Source organism: Chitinophaga jiangningensis, from assembly GCF_900142605.1.
GTDB classification, from domain to species: domain Bacteria; phylum Bacteroidota; class Bacteroidia; order Chitinophagales; family Chitinophagaceae; genus Chitinophaga; species Chitinophaga jiangningensis.
Genome location: NZ_FRBL01000005.1, coordinates 192824 through 216176 on the forward strand (window position 1 = coordinate 192824; position 23353 = coordinate 216176).

25 protein-coding genes are annotated in these 23353 nt (G+C 47.3%); 10 read left to right on the top strand and 15 right to left on the bottom strand.

The features are described 5' to 3' along the window. Positions 1 to 19 precede the first annotated feature (19 nt). A complete protein-coding gene (locus BUB18_RS13715) occupies positions 20 to 3451 on the top strand; it encodes a hypothetical protein (RefSeq protein ID WP_073081820.1) in 3432 nt (1143 codons plus the stop codon). Between the two features lie 68 nt (positions 3452 to 3519). Here BUB18_RS13715 and BUB18_RS13720 read toward each other — a convergent pair whose 3' ends face one another. From BUB18_RS13720 to BUB18_RS13740, 6 genes are all read right to left on the bottom strand, one after another. After that, on the bottom strand, positions 3520 to 4197 hold the full coding sequence (locus BUB18_RS13720; protein ID WP_073081823.1) for a DUF1361 domain-containing protein: 678 nt from the start codon (positions 4195 to 4197) through the stop codon (positions 3520 to 3522). A 41-nt stretch (positions 4198 to 4238) separates the two neighbouring features. Continuing rightward, positions 4239 to 4604, bottom strand: a complete 366-nt coding sequence (locus BUB18_RS13725; RefSeq protein WP_073081826.1) for a diacylglycerol kinase — start codon at positions 4602 to 4604, stop codon at positions 4239 to 4241. Positions 4605 to 4761: 157 nt separating this feature from the next. Beyond that, positions 4762 to 4914: a hypothetical protein gene (locus BUB18_RS29655; protein ID WP_178372136.1), complete on the bottom strand. Its 153-nt coding sequence runs from the start codon at positions 4912 to 4914 to the stop codon at positions 4762 to 4764. A gap of 17 nt (positions 4915 to 4931) precedes the next feature. Beyond that, positions 4932 to 6275 carry a cell envelope integrity protein CreD gene (gene creD / locus BUB18_RS13730; RefSeq protein WP_073081828.1) on the bottom strand — a complete coding sequence of 448 codons (1344 nt, stop codon included), beginning with the start codon at positions 6273 to 6275 and terminating at the stop codon, positions 4932 to 4934. A 51-nt stretch (positions 6276 to 6326) separates the two neighbouring features. Further along, positions 6327 to 6623 (bottom strand): winged helix-turn-helix domain-containing protein, encoded by a 297-nt coding sequence (locus BUB18_RS13735; RefSeq protein ID WP_143159948.1) that lies wholly within the window; start codon positions 6621 to 6623, stop codon positions 6327 to 6329. Positions 6624 to 6625: 2 nt separating this feature from the next. Further along, positions 6626 to 7270 carry a hypothetical protein gene (locus tag BUB18_RS13740; RefSeq protein WP_073081833.1) on the bottom strand — a complete coding sequence of 215 codons (645 nt, stop codon included), beginning with the start codon at positions 7268 to 7270 and terminating at the stop codon, positions 6626 to 6628. A 133-nt stretch (positions 7271 to 7403) separates the two neighbouring features. On the opposite strand from BUB18_RS13740, the gene BUB18_RS13745 reads away from it, so the two are divergent. Beyond that, the gene (locus BUB18_RS13745) at positions 7404 to 9911 is read left to right on the top strand and encodes a DUF5686 family protein (RefSeq protein WP_083549955.1); all 2508 of its coding nucleotides are present in this window, start codon (positions 7404 to 7406) and stop codon (positions 9909 to 9911) included. A gap of 88 nt (positions 9912 to 9999) precedes the next feature. Here the strand turns inward: BUB18_RS13745 and BUB18_RS13750 are convergent, their stop codons facing one another. Beyond that, entirely contained in the window at positions 10000 to 11181 is a 1182-nt protein-coding gene (locus tag BUB18_RS13750; RefSeq protein ID WP_073081835.1) for an aspartate aminotransferase family protein, read from the bottom strand. 90 nt (positions 11182 to 11271) lie between these two features. On the opposite strand from BUB18_RS13750, the gene BUB18_RS13755 reads away from it, so the two are divergent. Genes BUB18_RS13755 through BUB18_RS29665 form a run of 3 tightly spaced genes read left to right on the top strand, consistent with a single transcriptional unit; the run spans position 11272 to position 12157 of the window. Continuing rightward, positions 11272 to 11811 (top strand): gamma carbonic anhydrase family protein, encoded by a 540-nt coding sequence (locus BUB18_RS13755; protein WP_073081837.1) that lies wholly within the window; start codon positions 11272 to 11274, stop codon positions 11809 to 11811. Between the two features lie 34 nt (positions 11812 to 11845). Further along, positions 11846 to 11998, top strand: a complete 153-nt coding sequence (locus tag BUB18_RS29660) for a hypothetical protein (RefSeq protein WP_178372137.1) — start codon at positions 11846 to 11848, stop codon at positions 11996 to 11998. A 12-nt stretch (positions 11999 to 12010) separates the two neighbouring features. Further along, positions 12011 to 12157, top strand: a complete 147-nt coding sequence (locus tag BUB18_RS29665) for a hypothetical protein (RefSeq protein WP_178372138.1) — start codon at positions 12011 to 12013, stop codon at positions 12155 to 12157. A gap of 6 nt (positions 12158 to 12163) precedes the next feature. Here the strand turns inward: BUB18_RS29665 and rsgA are convergent, their stop codons facing one another. From rsgA to BUB18_RS13780, 5 genes are all read right to left on the bottom strand, one after another. Next, positions 12164 to 13093 (bottom strand): ribosome small subunit-dependent GTPase A, encoded by a 930-nt coding sequence (rsgA, locus tag BUB18_RS13760; RefSeq protein WP_073081839.1) that lies wholly within the window; start codon positions 13091 to 13093, stop codon positions 12164 to 12166. 91 nt (positions 13094 to 13184) lie between these two features. After that, complete coding sequence (locus BUB18_RS13765) at positions 13185 to 14195, bottom strand: vWA domain-containing protein (protein ID WP_073081841.1); 1011 nt, start codon at positions 14193 to 14195, stop codon at positions 13185 to 13187. 30 nt (positions 14196 to 14225) lie between these two features. Beyond that, on the bottom strand, positions 14226 to 15209 hold the full coding sequence (locus tag BUB18_RS13770) for a hypothetical protein (RefSeq protein WP_073081843.1): 984 nt from the start codon (positions 15207 to 15209) through the stop codon (positions 14226 to 14228). A gap of 17 nt (positions 15210 to 15226) precedes the next feature. Beyond that, positions 15227 to 16093 (bottom strand): DUF58 domain-containing protein, encoded by an 867-nt coding sequence (locus BUB18_RS13775; RefSeq protein ID WP_073081845.1) that lies wholly within the window; start codon positions 16091 to 16093, stop codon positions 15227 to 15229. Positions 16094 to 16143: 50 nt separating this feature from the next. Next, a complete protein-coding gene (locus BUB18_RS13780; protein WP_073081847.1) occupies positions 16144 to 17145 on the bottom strand; it encodes an AAA family ATPase in 1002 nt (333 codons plus the stop codon). Positions 17146 to 17362: 217 nt separating this feature from the next. Here BUB18_RS13780 and BUB18_RS13785 point away from each other — a divergent pair, with 217 nt between their 5' ends. The 4 genes from BUB18_RS13785 to BUB18_RS13800 all read left to right on the top strand — a co-directional run bounded on the left by BUB18_RS13785 (position 17363) and on the right by BUB18_RS13800 (position 19321). Further along, positions 17363 to 17698 (top strand): hypothetical protein, encoded by a 336-nt coding sequence (locus tag BUB18_RS13785; RefSeq protein ID WP_073081849.1) that lies wholly within the window; start codon positions 17363 to 17365, stop codon positions 17696 to 17698. Between the two features lie 9 nt (positions 17699 to 17707). Further along, a complete protein-coding gene (locus tag BUB18_RS13790; RefSeq protein ID WP_073081851.1) occupies positions 17708 to 18367 on the top strand; it encodes a peptidylprolyl isomerase in 660 nt (219 codons plus the stop codon). A gap of 58 nt (positions 18368 to 18425) precedes the next feature. Next, positions 18426 to 18806, top strand: coding sequence for a glycine cleavage system protein GcvH (gene gcvH / locus BUB18_RS13795; protein WP_073081854.1), 381 nt, complete (start codon positions 18426 to 18428; stop codon positions 18804 to 18806). A 104-nt stretch (positions 18807 to 18910) separates the two neighbouring features. Continuing rightward, entirely contained in the window at positions 18911 to 19321 is a 411-nt protein-coding gene (locus BUB18_RS13800; RefSeq protein WP_073081857.1) for a VanZ family protein, read from the top strand. 57 nt (positions 19322 to 19378) lie between these two features. Here BUB18_RS13800 and BUB18_RS13805 read toward each other — a convergent pair whose 3' ends face one another. From BUB18_RS13805 to prfA, 3 genes are all read right to left on the bottom strand, one after another. Continuing rightward, positions 19379 to 19984 carry a YiaD family glycine zipper/OmpA-like lipoprotein gene (locus BUB18_RS13805; RefSeq protein ID WP_245805665.1) on the bottom strand — a complete coding sequence of 202 codons (606 nt, stop codon included), beginning with the start codon at positions 19982 to 19984 and terminating at the stop codon, positions 19379 to 19381. A 246-nt stretch (positions 19985 to 20230) separates the two neighbouring features. After that, the gene (locus BUB18_RS13810) at positions 20231 to 20809 is read right to left on the bottom strand and encodes a hypothetical protein (protein WP_073081872.1); all 579 of its coding nucleotides are present in this window, start codon (positions 20807 to 20809) and stop codon (positions 20231 to 20233) included. A 199-nt stretch (positions 20810 to 21008) separates the two neighbouring features. Further along, positions 21009 to 22073: a peptide chain release factor 1 gene (prfA, locus tag BUB18_RS13815; RefSeq protein WP_073081875.1), complete on the bottom strand. Its 1065-nt coding sequence runs from the start codon at positions 22071 to 22073 to the stop codon at positions 21009 to 21011. A 100-nt stretch (positions 22074 to 22173) separates the two neighbouring features. On the opposite strand from prfA, the gene BUB18_RS13820 reads away from it, so the two are divergent. After that, a complete protein-coding gene (locus tag BUB18_RS13820; RefSeq protein ID WP_178372139.1) occupies positions 22174 to 23319 on the top strand; it encodes an amidohydrolase family protein in 1146 nt (381 codons plus the stop codon). The last annotated feature ends 34 nt before the right edge of the window (positions 23320 to 23353 follow it).

A 23353-nucleotide genomic window follows, 5' to 3' on the forward strand; every position in this document is an offset into this window, starting at 1 on the left:
TATTATCAATACTTTCTGTATGAACAGATTTATTACCAGGTTATTATTCCACGGAGCCCTATTACTTGGAACGACGGTGTCGTTTGCTCAGACCAATACCGTAGAATTCGGCCAGAATCGCGTGCAGTTCAAGAATTTTAAGTGGCGGTATTACCAAAGTCGGCATTTCAACACCTACTTCGCCCAAAATGGCCTCGAGCTGGGAAAATACGTGGTACAAATCGCGGAAAAAGAGTTGCCCCAGCTGGAACAGTTCATGGAAACCACCCCTCGCCAACGTATCAACATCGTTGTGTACAACAGCTTTGGTGAAATGAAACAATCCAATATAGGCATTGGCGTAGAATGGCAGAACACCGGTGGCGTTACCAAACTGGTAGGCAACAAAATGATTGTGTACTTTGACGGCAACCATGAAAACCTGCGCCGCCAGATACGCCAGGGGATTGCCCGCATTATGCTCGAAACATTGCTCTTCGGAGAAGATATCGGGGAATTTGCCGGCAACGCCGCCCTCATCGACTTCCCGAAATGGTTTACCGATGGCTTTATCGCTTATGCCGCTGAAAACTGGACTGCCCGCGAAGATGAACAGCTGAAAGCTATTATCCTCTCCGGAAAATACAATAACTACAACCAACTGGCCTATGACCATCCCCTGCTGGCAGGTCATGCCTTCTGGTATTATGTAGAAGCTAAATACGGGAAGGATGCCGTTCCGTACCTGATGTACATCACCCGTATCAACAGAGGCCTCAAAAAAGGTTTCGAACAGGTGCTGAGTATGACCCCTAAAAAGGCTACGCAGGACTTTATGCTGTTTTATACCAAACGCTTTGCTGACGATAACAAACGTAGAAAAACATCTGCCAAAGGTCGCACCATCGTAGCCCAGGAAATCACCCAAAAGGCCGATTACTTCCGCTTCAACCCTAATCCTAAAAATAATTCGTACGCGGTAGTAGAATTCAAAAAAGGCCTGTATAAAGTACAGATCCAGCTGGGATGGAATAAACCTAAAGTGCTCCTCAGAAGCGGCGTTATGCAGCTGGCCAACCAGATGGACCCTAACTATCCACAGATGGCCTGGAATACAAAAGGTAACCGCCTGGCAGTGATCTATGAACACGAAGGCAAAACCAAACTGATGATTTATGACCTGGTTACCCGCATCACGCTACGCCAGGACCTGCCGCAGTTCGACCGTGTGATCGACTTCAAATACATGCCGGTAATGGAAAATACCCTGCTGCTGTCTGCAGTGAAAAACGGACACACAGACATTTTCACCTATAACATCAGCAATTCCAAAACCGACCAGATCACCAACGACGTGTATGATGACCTGGAACCATCCTTTGCAGCATTCCCTGGTAAAAGCGGTATTATCTACGCCTCCAACCGCCCGGCACCTAAAGGCCGCGGCTCGGATACCTCGCTGCTGCGCAACAGCTACAACATCTTTATGGTCGACAACTGGACCAAGAGTGCCGACAGGCAGATTACCCAGCTGACCGACCTCAAATACGGTGATGCACGCCTGCCGATGCAGTATAACACCACCCACTTCACCTTCGTTTCGGACGCAAACGGTATCCGTAACCGTTATGCCGGATTCTTCAAATCCCAGAACGTAGGTGTGGATTCCCTGTTCTATGTAGGATCTGAAATCCTCCATAACCCTGAAAAAGAAGAGCTGGACTCCGCCCTGGCAGCCTACGGCACCAGCGCACCGGATTCAGTAGAAGCAGTGGTAATCACTAACGACTCCACCTATACGTTCCCGATCTCCAACTACCCATATGGTATCCTGGAATCACGCGTTACCGGTGAGAAAGGCGAAGTATCCGAGGTAGTAGCCTATGCGGACATCAAACGCCTCATGAAACTCAAAGTGGATACCACCACCCTGAAGAAAAGAAATGTTACTGCGCGCAATACCCACTTCCGCCAGGATCAGATGCATGCAGACAGCGTTCGCCTCGGGCTGCCTACGTTTATGGCTCCCCGTAAGGATACTTCCACGCAGCCTAACTTCTTCCAGAACGAGTTTGCCAACGAGCCGGCCGATACAGCCAAGGCTACTTCCGGTTCAGAAATCAAGCTGGTAAACGAGGCAGCACAGGAAGGCGGCCTTTCCATGTTCGATAAAAAACCGGCTACCCCGTCGATACTCAAGCAAACCCGGCTGATGCCGTATAAATGGAAGTTTGCTTCCGACTACCTGATCCTCCAGATCGATAACTCAATCCTGATCAACAGATACCAGATCTTTACCGGACAGCCTACCTCACCCATCCGACTCACAGACCCGGTAAACGGACTGATTCGTATAGGCGTGAGCGATCTGTTTGAAGATGTGAAGATCAACGGTGGTTTCCGTATTCCTTTTGACCTGCAAGGTTCTGAATACTTCATTTCCGGCTCTTACCTGAAACGCCGGTTCGACTATAAATTCACTTACTACCGTAAAGTGGATAAAAGTGGCGCCGTTCCGATTACACAGGATAACCAGATTTACTGGAACCCGGTAAAACTGATGACCAACCTCTACCAGGCTGAAATGCGCTATCCTTTTGACCAGGTAAGGAGTGTACGCCTCTCCGTTGGCTACCGTATGGATAAAATGGTATTCCAGGCGGATAAACGTATCAGTCTCGACGAGCCGGATCGTAAAGAAAGCTATATCCTCGGTCGTATCGAGTATGTTTACGATAACACCATCAACCCGGCTATTAACATCTGGAATGGGACGCGGTATAAAATCTATGGCGATATCAATTCTCAGGTAACCAACGGTGGCCTCAATGAGTTCTTTAATCCAAATGCTATAGCTGCCAAAGGCAGGTTTACCTATAACATGGGTGTGGATATCCGCCACTGCGAAAAAATCTACCGCAACTTCATCTGGGCTACCAGGTTTGCTATGGATATGTCGTGGGGCAGCCGCAAAATGATTTACTACCTCGGTGGTATCGACAACTGGCTGAACCCTCAGATCCACGGCAACAACCCTGTGGACCCAACAGTAAACTATGCTTATCAAACCCTGGCCGAAAACCTCCGCGGTTACAAGCAGAACGCTAAAAACGGTAACAATGTGATGTTGCTGAATACAGAGCTGCGACTGCCGGTATTTGCCACCTTCATCGATAAGCCGATCAACTCCGCCATGATCCGCAACTTCCAGCTGACCACCTTTATGGATATCGGTACTGCATGGAATAAGAAGCTGTCGTTTAAAGATGCCAACTATGGCAACTACGGCCAGGCGCCGGGAGTAGTAACCCGTATTAAGGAAGGCTTCCTCGGACCATTCATCGGTGGTTACGGCTTTGGTGCACGCACCACCATTGCGGGCTATTTCCTCCGCGTGGATGCCGGCTGGCCAATGGTTGACTTCTTCAAGAGCAAGCCTATCTGGTACTTCGGTATGGGTGTTGACTTCTAAATCAGTATTTAGTTAACATACAAAAAAGCCTGCGGATCTTTTCCGCAGGCTTTTTTTATGGTTTGATATCAGGCCCTTCGCAACTGCTTTACCAGCGGATATATCAGGCTCAAAAACACGCCCATGCAGATGGTAAAGGCCCAGGCGTGACGGTTTTCCCAGGGATGGATAAATAATGCGATCATATCTTTTGAGAGGGTCATGGGGTCTTTCACCACATCCCAGCTGTTATAGCGCAGATACCGGCCTATATAAACGCCCATGCTGCACAGGAACATCACCGGTATGGAAAACAGCCATGCCGGCCAGCGGGAGTACCTGCTGCTCCACATTTTTTCCATACTGCGAATGGATAAGTAACCGAGCATCATGCCATTAAATGCGAAGGAAGAGATCAGAAACAACTCAAACCACACCGGCACCCCACCGTCAAAAAGGTGAAACAGATCGGTGATGATGTAGGGTGCATTGGGGATAAAGAGCAGCCACACGATAAAGCAGGCATACCAGTTGAGCCGCTGCTGCATATCAGCAGGATGTTTCTCCATCCAGCGGGTAAGTGCAAACGGAATATAGGCGAGGAAAAGATTCCATACCAGCGAAGCCCGGAGCATACTACCGGTATAGTATATACGAAAGAGAATCAGTGCCAGGCTGAAAATAATGGAGGCATACAGGATATGATGTACCTGTGGCTTTTCGAGTATACTGCCAATGGCAGCCAGTCTTCTTTTAAACAGTTTCATGATGTAGCTATTAAACAGTGAATAGCATAGGGATAAAGCGGTTAACTAAGCAGGTAAGGCCAAAAGATGCAGCCGCCGGTAATAGCAGCAGCGATAGCGGCTACCAGCACAGCGGCAGCGGCCAGGTCTTTGATGAACTTCACCTTTGGATGAATGGCCGGCGACAAATGATCCATCATTTTTTCAATCACGGTATTGAGCATTTCAGTTATCCATACTAATGCCATCGCCCATATCAGCCAGAGCCAGTCGCTCTTAGTCACATGAAACCAGCAGCCGGCGGCCACCACCACCAGGGTAGCAACTGCGTGTATGCGTGCATGTGGTTCCGATTTTACGAAGGCTATAAAGCCTGCAAATGCGTATCCGAAACTGGCTAACCGATTTTTAAAATAAGATCCGGGCATGTCAAAGCTATTCGTTGGCAGTGCATATTACCGGCACTGCGCTTGATGAAATTGTTAAAAAGACTGTTATCAAATTTACTGATAAAAAACGGCCCCGGAACCATATTATAAAGCTTGTCATATCAACCATAGGGGCCGTTGCATTGATTGTAGCAAATTAGTTTTTACTGCTCCTTTGTTCTGCTTTCATCATACAGAAGAGTACGAGCGCCGGGATAGATATCATTAGCAGTAGCAAGGGGTTGCGGCCGAGCCACTGCGTGATGAAATACCATATGAATGATCCGAAAGAAGTGTTATCGTCATACATAAAAGTAATTTTAGAATTTAGGCATTTACCGCTGCCGGCTGTGTCCTGCTCCAGTTAATCTTCCGGCTGTAGTACATGATGCCTGCCAGTGTAAAGAACAGTCCAAAGCTACCCATGAGTAATGCATAATCTTCCGCACTGATGATCACGTAAATGAAAGTATAGAACAGCGTGAGCAGCCCACCGATGGTGAACCCTATTCTACGGTTAAGCACGGCACAGGTGTACAGTACAATCAGGCCGATAGTCATAGCGCTGGCAGTGATGTAGGCGATGAGGAAGCTGGTGTGCTCCGATAAGGACAGCAGCAGGATGTAGAATACGCTCAATGCAATACCTATGAGGCCATACTGGATGGGATGAACGGTGCGGCGCTGTGCAATTTCCACAAAATAATACAGGAAGAAGGTAATGCCGATGATGAGGAAGGCATATTTAATGGCCCTGGCGCTTTGCTGATAAATGTCCACCGGGGTAATCAGCTTGACGCCAAACTGTTTGGTGTTAACGTTGAAGGACATTGGCTTCAGCGCATTCCAGTTCATGTTCTGTACGATCCATTTAGCAGTAAATCCGTTTTTGGATACTTCGCGGCTGTGCGGAGGGATGTCGCCGTAAAAGTTAGGACTATCCCAGGTCGACTGCAGGTTTACCTCCGTATTTTTTGAGGTAGGTATAAAGCTGAGTGCTGTGCTGCCTTTCAGGTCCATATCAATAGTAAAAGTGTTTACATCTTCCTTGATAGCTGCTACCGGAATGGCTATTTCCACAATACCCGGGTTGCTGGTGGACCGATATTCATCTGCATGCTCTTTGGCAGGTGCAGTTTCTCCGGTAACATTCGGCTCTGTGGTGAGGGGCTGTCCATTCCAGGTTATTTTAGGTTGAGAATAAACGCCACCAATATCTTCGAGGCTTAGGTACAGCTTAGTTTTCTCCAGGAAAATGGCGGAAGGAGAGTTATCTGATTTTTTGAGGTCGGCCAGGGAGAAGCTGCCGCTGATCTGCATTTTAGTATCATACACGGTAACGGTATAGATACCACGCTTGAGTTCTGATGGCTTTACGTTACCATCTACCTTAACAGACCTGGGGTTAAGGGTAAAAACATAATCATGTACGATGCTATCCCTTGTTTGATAAGGAATGCTCAATTGTGGCAACAATACCCGTTGCTCACCGCCCCAGGTACGGGCTATTTCAGTGGCTGCGCCCTGGCGCAGCTGGTTACGCTCGTCCACAAGGGAGCCGATGTTAAAGGTAGGCACCAGCAGAATGATCATTAAAAAAAAGATGAATGCCGCTTTGATGGCGTAGGCAAATCGATCAAAGAAAGAAAGAGGAGCGGAGGAGTTTTCCATAATCTAATATTTAAAAGTGCTTTGTATTTCAAAGTAAAAAGACAAAAAAAATTATTTCGTAAACCGGATCATGTGCTCGAGCGCAGCGAGGTGGCCTTTGAAGGCCTTTTCGCCCACCGGAGTTATCGCATAGGTAGTATTGGTTTTACGCCCAATAAACCCCTTATGCACTTTGATATAGCCGTTTTCTTCCAGGGTATTGAGGTGAGAGGCCAGGTTTCCATCTGTTACTTCCAACATCTGCTTGAGATCATTGAAATTGATCTCCTCGTTCACCATCAACACACTCATCACTCCCAGGCGTATACGGCTTTCAAATATCTTATTTAAATTTCCTATCGGATTCATGCTCATGTTTGAAGACTTCCTTTACGTTCATACTTCCACCACATCAAAGCTCCATAAATTATATGACAAAAGCCAAAGCCAATGGCCCAAAAAATGATGCCCTTACGTAAAAAGAACATGTTGATTAAGCCTAATGCTATCTCAGTAATGCCCAGGTAACGCACATCCTGCAAGGTATACTTACTACCATTCACTAACGCCAGCCCGTAAAAAATAAGGCAGCAGGGTGCTATTATCTGCGTGACATTATTATATATCAAAGCCAGTATAAAAACGCCCCCGGTCAAAAAAGGAATGGCACAATTCACCAACACCTTCTTTGCAGTATGATCCCATACCGGCAGGTTATTTTGTTTTGCCTTCCGGTAAGTAAAAAGGAAACCTGATAAAAATGCCGCTGCCATCACTACAAATCCCAATACAATCAGGTTACCACGCAGGCCTGCGAAGTCATAGTCATCATAACCCCCACGCATATTCCAACGATCATAATAATCCCCTATCCAGGAATGAGCAATATACGCACCTACCAGGCCTATAATACCCGCCGATACACCACTTAACCCGCTCAGCGCCCGGAAGCGGCTGCTGCGATCCATGATGTTCCTGATGTCCGTTAATGTCTTGAGATGTTCATGATCTGTCATGATAAAAAGCACTTTGCAATACAAAGCTAACTTAAATTTCAATATATCAAAATATATTTTTTTGTCATCCCAGCGTTAAGGAAACCGGCAGGTGTACAGGAGACGTGAAATTGCGCTAATATTGTTCTCTGATATGGTAGACTGGAAAAGAATTATAGCAATCATTTTTATCGTATGTGCCTGGTCCTCAGGCTTAATGGCCCAACAGTACAAGGTAAGCGGAGTTGTCAGAGATGCCCACTCCCAGGAAATTATTCCCTTTGCTACCCTACAGTTTTCAAATACTCAAACAGGCATGGTCAGCAACGCAGAAGGTACCTACCTCTTCGAGCTGAATGTAATCCCCTCCGATTCACTACAGGTGCGCGTAATGGGCTATAACCTCACTAAAATGAAGGTGGACCGCAGCCTTAAGGAACAGGTAATCAACTTCGAAATTACCCGGTCCGACGTTTCACTCAAAACTCATGAAATCAAGGCTAACGTTAACTTTGCGCTGATCCTCCTGCGCCAGATCATAAAACATAAACCTGAAAACAATTATAACAGGCTAGATAACTATAAGTACCAGGTGTATAATAAACTGGAACTGGATATGAAAAATCTTAACAAAGAAAAATTATCCAAAAACAGATTCACCAAGCCTTTTGCATTCATACTGGAAAATATAGACAGCACCTCGGAAGACAAACCCTTTCTGCCCATCTTCCTCACCGAATCTTTATCCGATTACTTCTACCAGGCCAAACCACATAAAACCAAAGAAGTCATTAAGGCTGCCCGCACCTCCGGTATCGATAACGAAAGCGTACATAAGTTCCTCGGGGGCATGTATCAGAACATCAATATCTACGATAACTTCATCCCGGTATTCGATAAACAGTTCGTAAGCCCCATCAATAATAACGGCGCCTTCTACTACGATTATAAAATTGCAGATACCCAATACGTCAATAACCAACGTTTCATCAAACTTAACTTCACGCCTAAACGTAAAGGGGAAAACGTGTTTGTGGGCGACCTCTGGGTACACGATACTACCTACGCGGTACAAAAAACCACCCTGTCGGTACCATCAGCAGCCAATATCAACTTCGTCAGGAAAATCAGCCTGGTACAGGAATTCAGGCAGCTGGAAGACAGTACCTGGTTTTTATATAAAGATAAATTTGTGGCCGACTTCTGGGCGCCCAGTCCAAAACCCGGTAAAACGCTGGACTTCATTGGCCGTAAAACAACTACCTATACAGACGTTATTACAAACGACACCGCTGCCACCAATATTTTCGGGGATAAACGATACCCTGAGGCGGTCACACTGCTGGACAGCGCCCGGTTCCGCAAGGATACCTTCTGGGATAACAACCGGCCGGAACTGCTGAGCAAAAACGAAGCTGGCATCTACAAAATGGTGGATAGCCTGCAAAACATGCCGCTGTTTCAGAAGTATTCCAATACCATTAAGTTCCTCGCCACCGGCTACAAACCCTTCGGCATGTTAGAATGGGGTCCTTACTGGTATGCATTTTCACAGAACAGGCTGGAAGGCTTCCGTATGCGATTCGACCTCGGTACCACCACCAAATTCAACAAAGATCTTTACCTCTACGGTTACCTGGCCTACGGCTTTAAGGATGAAGCCTGGAAAGGAAAGATGTCGGCCCTGTGGCTGCTGAAACGCCACCCGCGCATGTACCTGTACGGCGCCTACGCCCGCGATCTCGACAATGGCTCGCACTACTACGATGAAGTAGGCTCCGACAACATCTTCACTCTTGCCATTCGTAAAAACGGTGTGCCACAAAAATTCCTCATGGCCGATGAAAAACGCGTAGAGTTTTTCAAGGAATACTACAGCGGTTTCTCCCACCAGATATCCCTGGCGCATAAACGCTTACGACCATACGAACCACTGCCTACCATTGATGCGTATAAAAACTTCAGTACCAAAGGCGATCCGATGACCAGCATGGAAGTAGAGCTGAAGCTGCGGTACGCTTTCCAGGAAGAGTTCCTGGAAGGGGATTTCTACAGGTATAGCCTGGGCAGTAAATACCCGATCGTAGAACTGAAATACGCCCTCGGTATCCCAGGTATCGCCAGCAGCAGCCAGCAGTATAATAAAGTAGCACTCAGTGTAAGCGACTACGTTAAACTGCCGCCATTCGGAACGCTCTACTACAACGTGTACGGTGGTAAAATATTCGGAACGCTGCCGTATACCTCTCTCGAAGTACACCCCGGTAACGAGATCTATTACTATAACAAGTATGCCTTTAACATGATGAACCGCTTCGAATTCCTCAGCGATCAATACGCCGGATTCAACGTGGAGCACACCATCGGTAACGGTATTTTTGCATATATCCCGCTGATCAAGAAATTGAAATGGCGCCAGTTCTGGACGGCCAAAGGGGTGGTAGGTTCACTATCTACCGCCAATAAACAACTGAACCTCTACAACGGTTATCCGTTTAAAACGCTGGAAAAAAATCCATATGCGGAAGTGGGTACCGGTATTGAGAATATCTTCAAATTCCTGCGGGTGGATTTTGTATGGAGAGTGGCGCCGGCGGCTTTACCGGATGAGCCGAAGAGTAAGCGGTTCGGGGTGTTTGGTTCTTTCAAACTTACCTTCTAAATAGTACTGATGGGAGGACCAGCCGGCCCTCCCATCAGCTTTAAACCATTGTCGGAGGTCGCCTTTGGCGACGGGCTTTCCGAAATAATTAAATCTGATCTAATGCTTCGCAAATGACTTTACAAGCCTCAATAATCTGCTCTTCCGTAATCAACAATGGCGGCGCTATCCGCATACAATCCGATGCAAACAGGAACCAGTCCGTCAGCACGCCATGCGCAATACAATAATCAATCGTTTTCTTATTCACCTCAAAGCTTTCAAGCTGCACCGCCATCATGAGCCCGAGCGAGCGCACTGCTTTGATCCGCGGGTGTTTCAGGTGTTGTAAAAAAAGTGCTCCTTTTGCATTCACATCCTTCACCAGATTTTCATTCAGCAAAGCCTGAAACGCAGCTTTACCCGCAGCACAGTTCACCGGGTGCCCGCCAAACGTTGTGATATGGCCGAGTATAGGTGCATGGGTGAGGCTCCACATAATTTCTTTGGAAGATATAAAAGCACCCAGCGGCATACCGCCACCTAAGGCTTTACCTAGTATAAGAATATCCGGTTCGATACCATGTTGCTGAAATGCCCAGAGAGTACCATTACGGCCCAGTCCACACTGCACCTCATCCAGGATCAGCAAAGTACCCGTAGCGGTACATTTATTACGAAGTGCGTGTATCCATTCCCGTTGTGGCACAATTACACCGCCTTCTGCCTGCACACTTTCCGCAATCACGGCAGCCGTGTTGACGGTGATCAGCTCCAGGGATTCAAAATTGTTATATTCCAGGTGTTGAATACCCGGTAGTAAAGGTCTGTAGGCATTCCGGAAGTATTCATCCCCGAGGATGCTGAGTGCACCCTGTGTAGAGCCATGGTAGCTGCGGTTAAACGCCGCTATTTCCGGACGGCCCGTATAGCGTTTGGCCAGCTTCATCGCACCTTCTACCGCCTCGGCACCAGAGTTGGTAAAGTATACACAATTGAGATGATCCGGCAGATGATCCGTGAGCAGTTTAGCATAGGATACCTGGGGCGATTGCACAAACTCTCCATATACCAGCAGATGCATGTATTGCTGCGCCTGCTCCTGTATTGCCGTTACCACTGCCGGATGGCAATGACCAACGTTACATACACTGATGCCGGCTATCAGATCGAGATATTGCTTCCCGTCTGCATCCCACATATACATGCCTGCTGCCTTCACTATTTCCAATGCCAGCGGAGCGTCTGTTGTTTGCGCTACGTGCTGCAAAAAAAGTTGCCTGTTGTTCATATCTCATTCACACTATTACCTGCGAAGTTAGAAAACAACTGCTAATTACTTATTGTTATATTTGTACACCAAGCGCTAAAACTCTTATATATGGCTCATATTCTGCCCTTAAATGGTCACACACCACAACTTGCTGACGACATTTTTATCGCTCCCAACGCCACTATCGTAGGCGACGTAGTAATGGGAAAAGGCTGCACCGTATGGTTCAACGCCGTTGTGCGCGGTGACGTAAACAGCATACGTATAGGCGAAAACGTAAATATCCAGGACGGTGCCGTTATTCACTGTACCTATCAGAAATCACAGACTATCGTTGGTAACAACGTGTCCATCGGTCATAACGCTATTTTACATGGTTGTAAGGTAGAAGACAATGTACTCATTGGCATGGGCGCCATCGTAATGGATAATGCCCGCATCAGCAGCAACTCTATCATTGCAGCAGGTGCTGTGATTCTCGCTGATACGCATGTAGAACCAGGTACCATCTGGGCTGGCGTACCGGCTAAAAAGGTAAAGGACATCGATATGGCCCTGATCAACGGCGAAATCAACCGTATTTCAAAGAATTATGCCATGTACGCCTCCTGGTATGAGGAGGTCATCCCTAAAGAAAAAACGCTTTAAATAAATTCATTATATTGCAGGCAAATATCCTCCTATGAAATCTCATATTTGCCTGCTTTTATTGGGTTGTATCCTGCTGGTAAGTTGTGCTTCGCAAGAAAAGGGATGCCCATCTTCCAACTACTATACAAAAGAGATTAAAACCCACAACCGTAAAGCCGGTAAGCAGATGGGGAGATTATTCTAAACCTTATCTGCTATGAAAAAGACCCTGTTTATCCTCCTGCTGCTCACCGCAGCCGCTACCGCATGCCGTACACAGAAAAAAGGCTGCCCGCAGCCACGCCGCAACTGGGGTGCTGAAAAAGTGCTGGACGAGCTCAGCTCGCCCTCCAAAAGAAGGTAGTAGTGATTAGTATTCCTTTTCGTTGATGGTTTCCAGAATGGTAGCATAACTGACATACCTGTCCACATTAATTTCCCCGTCGTTTACAGCCTGTTTTACGGCACATCCGGGTTCGTTAATATGCAGACAGTTATTAAACTGGCATTCGCTCAGGTAAGGCACCATTTCCAGGAAATAGTGGGATAACTCTGCTTTCGGGATATCCACGATACCAAACTCGCGTACACCGGGCGTATCTATCAGTCGGCCGCCGTCAGGCAGGTCATACATTTCTGCAGAAGTGGTGGTATGCAAGCCCTTACCGCTCCAACCGCTAACAGCGGTGGTTCGCAGGTCAAGGCCGGGTAAGAGGTCGTTGATCAACGAGGATTTGCCCACCCCCGAGTGGCCGGAAGCCAGGGTAGTTTTATCTTTCAGCAGGGCCCTCACTTCGTCGATACCATCTTCTTCCTTCGCAGAAATCAGCATTACCTGGTAACCAATACCGGTATAGAGTTCCTCCAGTTCTGCAAAGCGCTCCAGTTCCTTCTCCCTGTAAATATCTTTTTTATTAAAGATGAGAATAACGGGAACATGGTACGCCGCAGCCGTTACCAGAAAACGATCGATAAAGCCCTGGGACGTTTTAGGCTCCTTCAAAGTACAGATCAGCACCGCCTGATCCACATTAGCTGCTACAATATGCTTTTTTAGTCGCCCGTGCGGAGAGCTGCGCACAATGTAGTTCCTGCGTTCCCCGATCTCCGTAATCATGGCATTGGCGGCGTCACCCTCTTCCGGTTCAATTTCTACCAGGTCGCCCACGGCCACGGGGTTAGTGGAAGTGATATCTTCATTCTTTTTGAAGATACCCTTCATTCTCGCCTGGTAAATCTCGCCGTCGTTGGTTTTTACCACATACCAGCTGCCTGTGGACTTGTATATTGTAGCTTGCAATGCCTCGTGTTTAATAATTGATGCTCAAAGGTAAGAATAAAAAAAATGCCCTGCCGGGTAGGGCAGGGCATTGCTGTATAAGTTAATCCTCTTATGGTAAACTACGGAAGAGGGTGTATCTGAGTACGACTTCAATGAGGATACAAGCCAGCGCAATGAAGGCAAACAGGAAGAAATGCTCTGCAAACTTCTTGTAGGAGGTGATTTCTACCTTGGTTTTCTCCATCTGATCGATCTCGTCGTATACATGTTTCAGATCGTCGGTATTGGTGGCGCGGAAGTATTGACCACCGGTTTCTTTGGAAATTTTCTTCATCAGCGGCTCATCGATCTGTACATCCTGCATCACCGTTTGTACGGAACCATCCGGCATTGGCATTGGGAATGGTGCCTTACCGATGGTACCTACCCCGATCGTATATACGCGGATCTTGAATGCCTTAGCGATTTCCAGCGCGGTGAGCGGGTCTACCAATCCGGTGTTGTTTACCCCATCTGTCAGCAGGATGATCACTTTACTTTTAGCATTGCTGCCGCGCAGCCTGTCCACCGAGGTGGCCAGTCCCATACCGATGGCGGTACCGTCTTGCAGCATGCCGCTTTTTACCTGCATGATCTGGCTCTTTAATACGCCGTGATCCGTAGTAATAGGACATTGGGTAAAACTTTCACCAGAAAACACTACCAGGCCTATACGATCACTGATGCGTTTATCCACAAAGTCCATCGCCACATTTTTTGCCGCTTCCAGCCTGTTGGGTTGCAGGTCCTGTGCCAGCATACTCCCGGAGATATCAATCGCCATTACGATGTCAATACCTTCACTGTCGATATTCTCTGAAGTATTGCTTGTTTGCGGGCGTGCCAGCGCTGCTACCAGGGCGGTGAAAGCCAGCAAGCGAAACACTAGCAGCAATGGCCGGAATCGTACTTTCCAGGATACAGGGAAGCCTTTAAGCCCCTGTAACGAGGAGAGCATCATTACCCCCTGCTGTTTTTTACGCCTGGATATATACCAATAGACCATCACCGGCACCAGCAGTAGCAGCCAGAAAAATGCCGGATGGGCAAATTCAATATTTTTCCAAGTAGATAGATCCATTAATATCTGATTATATCCTTTCTGTTAATGTTATGCTTCCTGTGTTACCACGCCTTCGCCGGAGGTTTCTTCTGATTTTGGACGTGTCCATTCCAGTATTTCCTCTGCTTTTTGCATGCTGGAGAGATGTTCATCTGCACTCGGCTGCAGTTTCGCGAATTTAGCCAGGTCAGCTACGGATAAGATGCTACGCAGTTTATCGCGTTGCTGATTGAGTTTGGTAACCGGCTTGATATTCTGTAATAACTCCTCTGAAGTTTGTTCCAGTGCAGCAATACCGAACTGATGTTCAAAATAGGTACGCAAAATATCGGTGAGGCGGGTGTAATAGCCTTTGATATCTCCGCTTTCCCATACTTTTTCGGCCTTCAGCGCTTTCAGCTGCTGGGTTGCCAGCTCATACGGTGTAACCGTTGGCGTTGGTACTTCCGGTACGCTTTTTTTGCGGGTGCGCAGGAACCAGATGATACCGATAATGATCAGCACCAGGAGCATGCCCCCGGTAATTTCCATCCAGTAGTCCCATATTCTCCATGGGGCGGATACAACGGATTTGATCGGTTTAAATGCCTTGGTAGTATCCACCGCTACGGTGCCTACATCGATGCCTACCGGCAGGGTAAACAGGGTGTCGGCAAGGGCACTGTTGCTTTGCAGCACTTCAAAACGTGCGGCAGGAATTTCCCAGTGGCCGGAGTCGAAGCTGGTGAGTACAAAGGTTTGCCCCAGTACTTTTAGCTGATCGTCCCCGCTGGTATCTATGGAAGAACGGGAAACTACTTCAAAATGGTCCAGCGAATCAGGCAGTACCGGGAATCCCAGTCGGATGTCCTTAAACTGTGCTGCCGGAATGGTGGCCGTCAACCGGAGTTTTACCTGTTCACCGATTCTGATATTGGTGGTATCCACGCCTGCATGTACTTCCGGCGCTGTTTGCGCCAGTAGCGTGCCGGGTAATATCAGGCCCGGTAAAAGACATAAAAGAAGACGGATAATTATTTTTTGTCTGTACATGATTTCTTTGCTCCGCTTTATGCTCTGTTGAGGAAAAATGTTTGCAATGCCTTTACATAATCCTCGTCTGTTCGTACGGATACGAGTTCAGCACCACTTTTCAGAAATGCATTTTTACAGTATTGCGCGTGCTGGGCAAACTGCCGCTCGTAGTACTGCCGTACCTGTCTGTCATTGGTATCAATCCACTGCACATCTCCTGTTTCAGCATCGGATACCTGTATGAGCCCTACAGGAGGAAGCTCCTTATCCCGCTGGTCGTACACATGCACGCCCACTACATCATGCCTTTTGGAAGCGATGTTGAGTGCATCCTGATAATCGCCGGAGAGGAAGTCGCTCAGTACGAAAACGATACTTCTTTTTTTAGTTGCATTATTGAAGAAACGCAGTGTTTCTTTCAGGTTGGTTCCTTTACGTTTAGGCGTAAACGATAGTAGTTCACGAATAATGAAAAGGATATGGGATTTACCTTTTTTAGGAGGTATATATCTTTCCATACCATCGCTGAAGAAGATCACGCCTACCTTATCATTGTTGTTGATAGCGGAGAAGGCGAGCACAGCGCATAGTTCGGTAATAAGATGACGTTTGTCCTGTTTCTTTGTGCCAAAGGCGGAGCTTTCACTCACGTCTACCAGGAGCATAACGGTCAGCTCTCTTTCTTCCTCAAATACTTTGATAAAAGGAGTGTTGAAGCGGGCGGTTACGTTCCAGTCGATAGAGCGCACATCATCACCGAAGTGGTATTCACGTACTTCGCTGAACGACATACCACGGCCTTTGAAGGCGCTGTGATATTCGCCTGCAAATATGTGATTGGTAAGACCTTTTGTTTTGATCTCAATCTGTCGGACTTTCTTAAGTATTTCAGCAGTATCCACCTGATAAGTATTTGTGTGACGAAATTGATTAGCCGATAGGGGTGCAGTTATTAAGGCACTTCTACCGCGTTAAGGATTTCGCTGAGGATATTTTCGCTGGTTACGTTCTCGGCTTCTGCTTCGTAGGTCAGGCCCACACGGTGGCGCATTACGTCGAAACAGATGCTGCGTACATCCTCCGGAATCACATAACCTCTGCGTTTCATGAAGGCATAGGCTTTGGCGGCCAGTGCCAGGTTAATGCTGGCCCTTGGGGAACCACCGTAGGCGATGAGTGGCTTCAGTTTCTGCAGTTTATAATCTTCCGGATTACGGGTAGCAAAAACAATATCGATAATATATTTTTCGATCTTCTCATCCATATACACTTCACGCACCAGTTTACGGGCTTCCATGATGTCGGAAGGCTGGATCACAGGGCGGATTTCCGGTGTAGCCTGTGGATTCAGGTTCTGACGGATGATATGACGCTCTTCTTCTTTGGTTGGGTAACCGATCACCACTTTGAGCATGAAACGGTCTACCTGTGCTTCCGGGAGCATATAGGTACCTTCCTGCTCGATAGGGTTTTGGGTAGCCAGTACCAGGAAAGGCTCATCCAGTTTAAAGGTGCTGTCACCAATGGTGATCTGTCTTTCCTGCATGGCTTCCAGCAGGGCGCTCTGAACTTTTGCCGGGGCACGGTTGATCTCATCCGCCAGGATAAAGTTGGCGAAGATAGGACCACGGCGCACCATGAATTCATTGCGTTGCTGATTATAGATCATTGTACCGATTACATCCGCTGGCAACAGGTCCGGCGTAAACTGAATACGGCTGAATTTACCATTGATGGCAGATGACAGGGATTTGATGGACAGGGTTTTAGCCAAACCCGGCACACCTTCCAGCAGCACGTGGCCCTGGGCCAGCAGGCCGATGAGCAGGCGCTCTACCATGTATTTCTGCCCTACGATTACTTTACCCAGCTCCATGTTTAACAGATCCACAAAGGCGCTGGCCTGATGGATCTTCTCATTCAGTTGTCGGATGTCGGATGATGTATTTTCCATGCTAATTATTTTTCAGGTGTGCTAAAATAATCATTCTTAGAACAAATAAAACTTATCACTATGTGAATACCCCGTTAAAGTGCTGTTAAACTTGCCACCGTGGCGGTTCTTGCTCATATTTGCCCCCTTAAAGCCGCTCAAATTAATAAAGCACCCCATTTTATCATAATATTTTTAGCTTGATGTACATTTGCTGCTCAAGCTAAATATATAGACTATGGAGGACTTTGCGCAACGCTGGAAACCTATAGAAGAAATGCTCACAGAAAGATTCGGTAAAACCCCGAATATGGAAGCGATCCTTTTTCTCATAGGCATGAACGAGTTAAATAATCTTAAGAAGAAATATTCTAAAGAACAGAAACAGGACCTGATGCATGTAGCCGTATGCACCTTGCTCAGCCAGAGTGGCTACTTTGAGCTGGAAGGCTACGACAAGGACGGATGGCCGCACTTCAGGGAAGTACAGCCCGTTCCGAAAATGGAAATGGCCGAACAGGAGCAGTTTTTAAAAGAACACATCATTGTTTACTTTAACGAACACGAAGACTAACCGCTATTTATGAAAAAACTGTTACTCCTTGGCACCCTGCTGTTACTGGTAGCTGTAGCTTTCGCCAAAAACCGTAAAGTAAAGATAATTACCCCTTACGGTACCATGATTGTAAAGCTCTATGACCAAACGCCCCAGCACCGGGATAACTTCATCAAACTTACCCGCCGTCACTTCTACGACAGTACCCTGTTTCACCGGGTGATCAAAGATTTTATGATCCAGGGTGGCGACCCGGACTCAAAACATGCTAAGCCTGGTCAACAATTAGGCGAAGGAGATGTTGGTTATACGGTGCCTGCGGAATTTGAACTGGACCTGTTTCACAGGAAAGGAGCTTTGGCTGCTGCCAGGGAAAACCGGCCTGATAAAGCATCTTCCGGCTGCCAGTTCTACCTCGTACAGGGCAAAGTTTTCACTGACGGGCAACTGGACACCCTCGAAAGAACCCGGCTGGGAGGCCGCAAAATCCCCGTGGATCAACGGGAAGTTTACAAAACCCAGGGCGGCACCCCACACCTGGATCAAAGCTATACCGTGTTCGGACAGGTGATCAAAGGCATCGATATTATCGACAAGATTGCAGCAAACAAAACTGATAAAAACGACCGCCCGGTAACAGATATCCCGATGAAAATAAGGCTCAAGAAAAAATGGCTATTCTTTTAGTATTAAACTCGTTGTAAAATAACTTTCTGTATTTTTACGGCTCAAAAATCAAACTTGTATGAATTTTCCGGACAATCTGCGCTACACCAAAGACCATGAATGGGTTCTGTTAGAGGGTAACACAGCTATCATCGGTATCACTGAATTTGCTCAACGTGAATTGGGTGACATCGTTTTTGTTGATATTCCAACCGTGGGTAAATCCCTCGAAGCGGAAGAGGTATTTGGCACCGTAGAAGCAGTGAAAACTGTTTCCGATCTGTTCCTGCCTGTAGCAGCCACTATCAACGAGGTTAACGAAGAACTGGAAGGTAGTCCAGAACTGGTTAACGAAGATCCATACGGAGAAGGCTGGATGGTAAAAGTTACCGTTAAGAATCCAAAAGACGTTGAAGGTCTGCTGACTGCTGCTGCTTACGCTAAGCTGGTAGCTGAATAAGCCACGATAATCATACTAACTATACTTACGAAGGACAACAGGCCGCGTTATCATATGCGCCTCGTTGTCCTTCGTGCATAAATACATAAAGGAGCCAACGGTAAATGAAGAAAAGATATTTCCTGCCTGTTACCTTCTGGGTGATATTGATTATGGTACTTTGCACAATGCCAGGTAAGGACGTTCCGTCCAACTCCTTTCTTGAAAAAATCCATTTCGATAAAATCGTGCACTTCGGCCTTTTCGGCGGAATCGTATTTTTTTTCAACCTCGCGATCTATTGGCAGAAAAAGAAGGTCTCCACTGGCCTGCAGGTCCTGTTTGTGCTTTTTGCGGCCGCTTACGGCCTGGCAATCGAGTTCATACAAAAATATTATGCGGAAGGCCGCAGCTTCGACATGGTGGACGCTGTAGCCGATACCATTGGCGCTATCGCAGGGGTGTTCGTATTTAAGCTCTTCATCTCCCTGATAACAAAAAAGAACAAACTCCCGGAAAATAAAAATCCCTCCTGAAACCAGGAGGGAATGTATTTTCAGCTTATGAGAAATAAGTGTACTTAAAATGCTTTCTTATTGCTGGCCTGCTTCTTTCTTCGCGTCAGCTTTCATTTTGTCGTTCGCAAAGATGGAGAATTCAACACGGCGGTTTTTAGCGCGGCCTTCCTCCGTTTCGTTGTCTGCAATTGGCTGTGATTCACCATATGCAAAACCCTGAATACGGGAAGCAGCTACACCCTGTTTGGTCAGGAATGCGGTTACGCTGTTAACCCTGCGCTGTGACAGACCCATATTATACTCATCTGTACCTTTTGAATCGGTATGTCCTTCCACACGAACATAAGTATCAGGATACTTATTGAGTACTTCAGCCAGCTGAGTAATGCTGGTTTGTGCAGCAGGAGACAAGTCGGATTTATCGAATCCAAACAGTACGCCAGCATCAAATTTCACGTTAATACCTTCACCTACACGCTCTACTGTCGCATTTGGAACTTCGTTCTGAATTTCCTGTGCCTGCTTATCCATCTTCTTACCGATAATAGCACCACCGGCACCACCAATAACAGCACCGAGGATAGCTCCTAATGCAGTGTTACCAGCTACTTTACCGATTACGGCACCTGCAGCAGCACCGCCACCTACACCAATCGCAGCACCTTTCTTAGTATTGTCCATGCTCTGCCAGGTTTTACAACTAAACAGCATTGTTACGGATAAGACCACTGCTACCAGAACATTCAATTTTTTCATCATAGTAATTTTAAATATGAAGGTATTATGTAATTATGAAGATGACGGCTCTCCGTCATTTTCCAGCTAAACAAATATACTGCCAAAGTCCAAACAACCTGGCAAATACCTGTTTAACAGGTATTAAAAAATATAGAAAAATCAACAATTATAAACGATATACCTCCGGGATTACCCAAACAGATTCTTCAGCACATCACCAAAACCAGCTCCGCTGTTTCCTCCCTGCTGTTGCTTCGCACCGTTGCTCAGCACATTTTTCAGGTCGTTGAAATCCACATCACCATCGCCGTCTTTATCCAGGCCACCTTTCAGCTTACCCAGGATACCATTCAGATCCAGGCCGGAGGAGGCACCACCGGTTAAGGAACCCAGGATTCCATCCAGGCTGAAACCTTTATTGGAAGGGTCATTTGTTTTATTTACCAGGGAACCCAGCACCGCCGGAATCAGGCTGCCGGCAATTTGTGTGGCCGCACCTTTATCGAGGTTAAATTTCTTTAACAGTGTATCCAGGAAATTGTTGGAAATGTTGTTTACTAACGGATTAGCATTGGTGTCCGACTGTCCGCCGAGTAAGCTGAGTACGCCGGCAGTATTTCCGTTGGCCAGCTCCTGTTGCAGACTGGAAGTAATTGATTCAGTGGCGGCCTGCACCACCGCCTGGTTTTGCTCATTAGGAACAGCAGGATTATTCACCACGGCAGTTTGCGCGTGCTCCTGAACCAGTTGCAGTAATTGCTCGAACATGATAGTTTGATTTAAAAGTAGGGGAGAAAATATGGTTTCACGAACTAGATTAAATGTAGGATTTTTCCAGTAGATACGGACAGATCAGTGAAAAGATTTGTGTTAATAAACTGCGAGGGATAAAGTGCCTGCGGCACTTTATCCCTCGCAGTTTTTGCCGGTGCCGCAGGCACCGGCAAAAACTGCAGCAGCCTGGTTATCAGGAACCCTGCTTCAGCTTTTCGGCATTCTCAGCAAAGGCAAGCGCCTCCACCATATCTTTAATATCGCCGTTCATAAACGCATCCAGGTTATATACGGTCATCCCGATCCTGTGATCCGTTACACGGCCCTGTGGATAGTTATACGTTCTGATTTTTGCTGAGCGGTCGCCGGTAGATACAAGGCTCTTACGCTGGCTGGCAATCGCATCTTCATGCTTGCGTACCGCTGCTTCATAGATACGGGTACGCAACATTTTCATCGCCAGATCACGGTTGGAGTGCTGGCTACGGCCTTCCTGGCACTCTACTACCACACCGGTAGGAATGTGCGTTAAACGTACGGCAGATTCAGTTTTGTTTACGTGCTGACCACCTGCACCACTGGAACGGAAAGTATCCATTTTGATATCCGCATCACGGATCTCCACGTCTACCTCTTCCGCCTCAGGCAGTACCGCTACGGTTGCCGCTGAGGTATGCACACGGCCGGAAGCCTCGGTAGCTGGTACACGCTGTACACGGTGTACGCCTGATTCAAATTTCAAGGTACCATATACATCGTCGCCGGTTACTTCCAGCACTACCTCCTTATAACCGCCGGCAGAACCGGGGTTTTCAGTGATCACGCTGGTACTCCAGCCTTTCAGCTCGCAGAAACGGAGGTACATACGCAGCAGGTCCCCTGCAAACAGGCTGGCCTCATCACCACCGGTACCTGCACGGATCTCCAGCATCGCGTTCTTCTCATCCTGCGGGTCTTTTGGAATCAGCAGGTTGCGGATCAGCTCTTCCTGAGCCGTTTTCTGCTCCTGGAGCTCCTCGGTTTCGGCTTTTGCGAGTTCCCGCATCTCCTCATCACCGCTATCCAGTACTTCTTTATTAAACGCAATATTGTCCAGCAGATTACGATAGGCATCATACGCCTTCACAATCTTCTCCAACTGACGGTATTCCTTACTCAGCTGGCCAAACTTTTTGTTATCACTTACCACCTCAGGGTTGGTAAGGGCCAATGATACCTGCTCAAATCGGCCTTTTATAGCTTCCAGTTTGTCTATCATAATTATCTTTGACTTTTGAGTATACCACCCAATGGGGTAGAAACGCTACTCAATCGGGATGCAAAATTAACATCATTCACGTAATTAAACACCAGGGTTGTTGAAACAGATCAAATTAAAGGGAAAAGACATATTTGACGGGCACCGTTTTTTAGGGGAAAATAAAGTGCTTATACTCGACGAAACCGGCGTGGTGACTGGCATTCCCGACGATTCAAGCGCTGGTGAAAACGTACAGGAAGTAGACGGAATTCTCCTCCCCGGATTTGTAAATACTCATTGTCACCTGGAATTATCCCACATGAAAGGGGTGATTCCTGAAAAAACAGGGCTGCCATCTTTCCTGACGCAGGTGATGCAGCTCAGGGGTAATGGCGCCAACAACCAGGAAGCGGCCATGGCCTCCGCCGCAAAGGCCATGTGGGAAGCCGGCATCAGCGCGGTAGGCGATATCAGCAACGGTAACATCTCCCTGGAACAAAAACAAAACAGCCCCCTCTATTTCCACACTTTCGTGGAATGCATGGGCGTGGCAGATGCAGGCGCGGATAGTCGCTATGACTACAGCATGGGCGTATTGGAAGCTTTCCGGCAGATCAACGGCCGCCTGCACCAATGCTCACTGGTACCGCACGCACCCTATTCTGTGAGTAAAACTTTATTTGCGAAACTGGCATCTACCCCAAAAAATACCCCGGTAAGCATACATAACCAGGAATCAGCCGCCGAAAACCAGCTGTATAACAGCAAATCAGGGGATTTTATGGCGTTTTACGAAACTTTTAAAATGGACATTTCCGGGTTCCAGGCCAGCGGCACCAACAGCCTGGAAGCTTATCTGCCTTATTTTTCCGGCCAGAAAATACTGCTGGTGCACAATACTTTTTCCAATGAGCAGGACATCCGCTTTGCACAGTCGCAACCGCTGGAAACCTGGTGGTGCCTGTGCCCCAACGCCAACCTGTACATAGAAAATCGCCTTCCGGACATTGCACTGCTGCGGAAAATGCAATGCAATATTGCCATTGGCACGGATAGCCTGGCGTCTAATCACCAGTTGTCTGTTTGGGAAGAAGTCAAAACCATCCGGGAACATTTCCCCGATATTCCACTGGAAGAAGTACTCCAATGGGCCACCAGCAATGGCGCCGCCGCATTGGGCATTGGCAACACCTACGGCAGCTTTACGCCTGGCACCAGGCCCGGCGTGCTCCTGCTCACCGAAAACATTACCAGGCTGATCTAAATACACCAGAATTTCCGGAAATTGCCCGGTTATA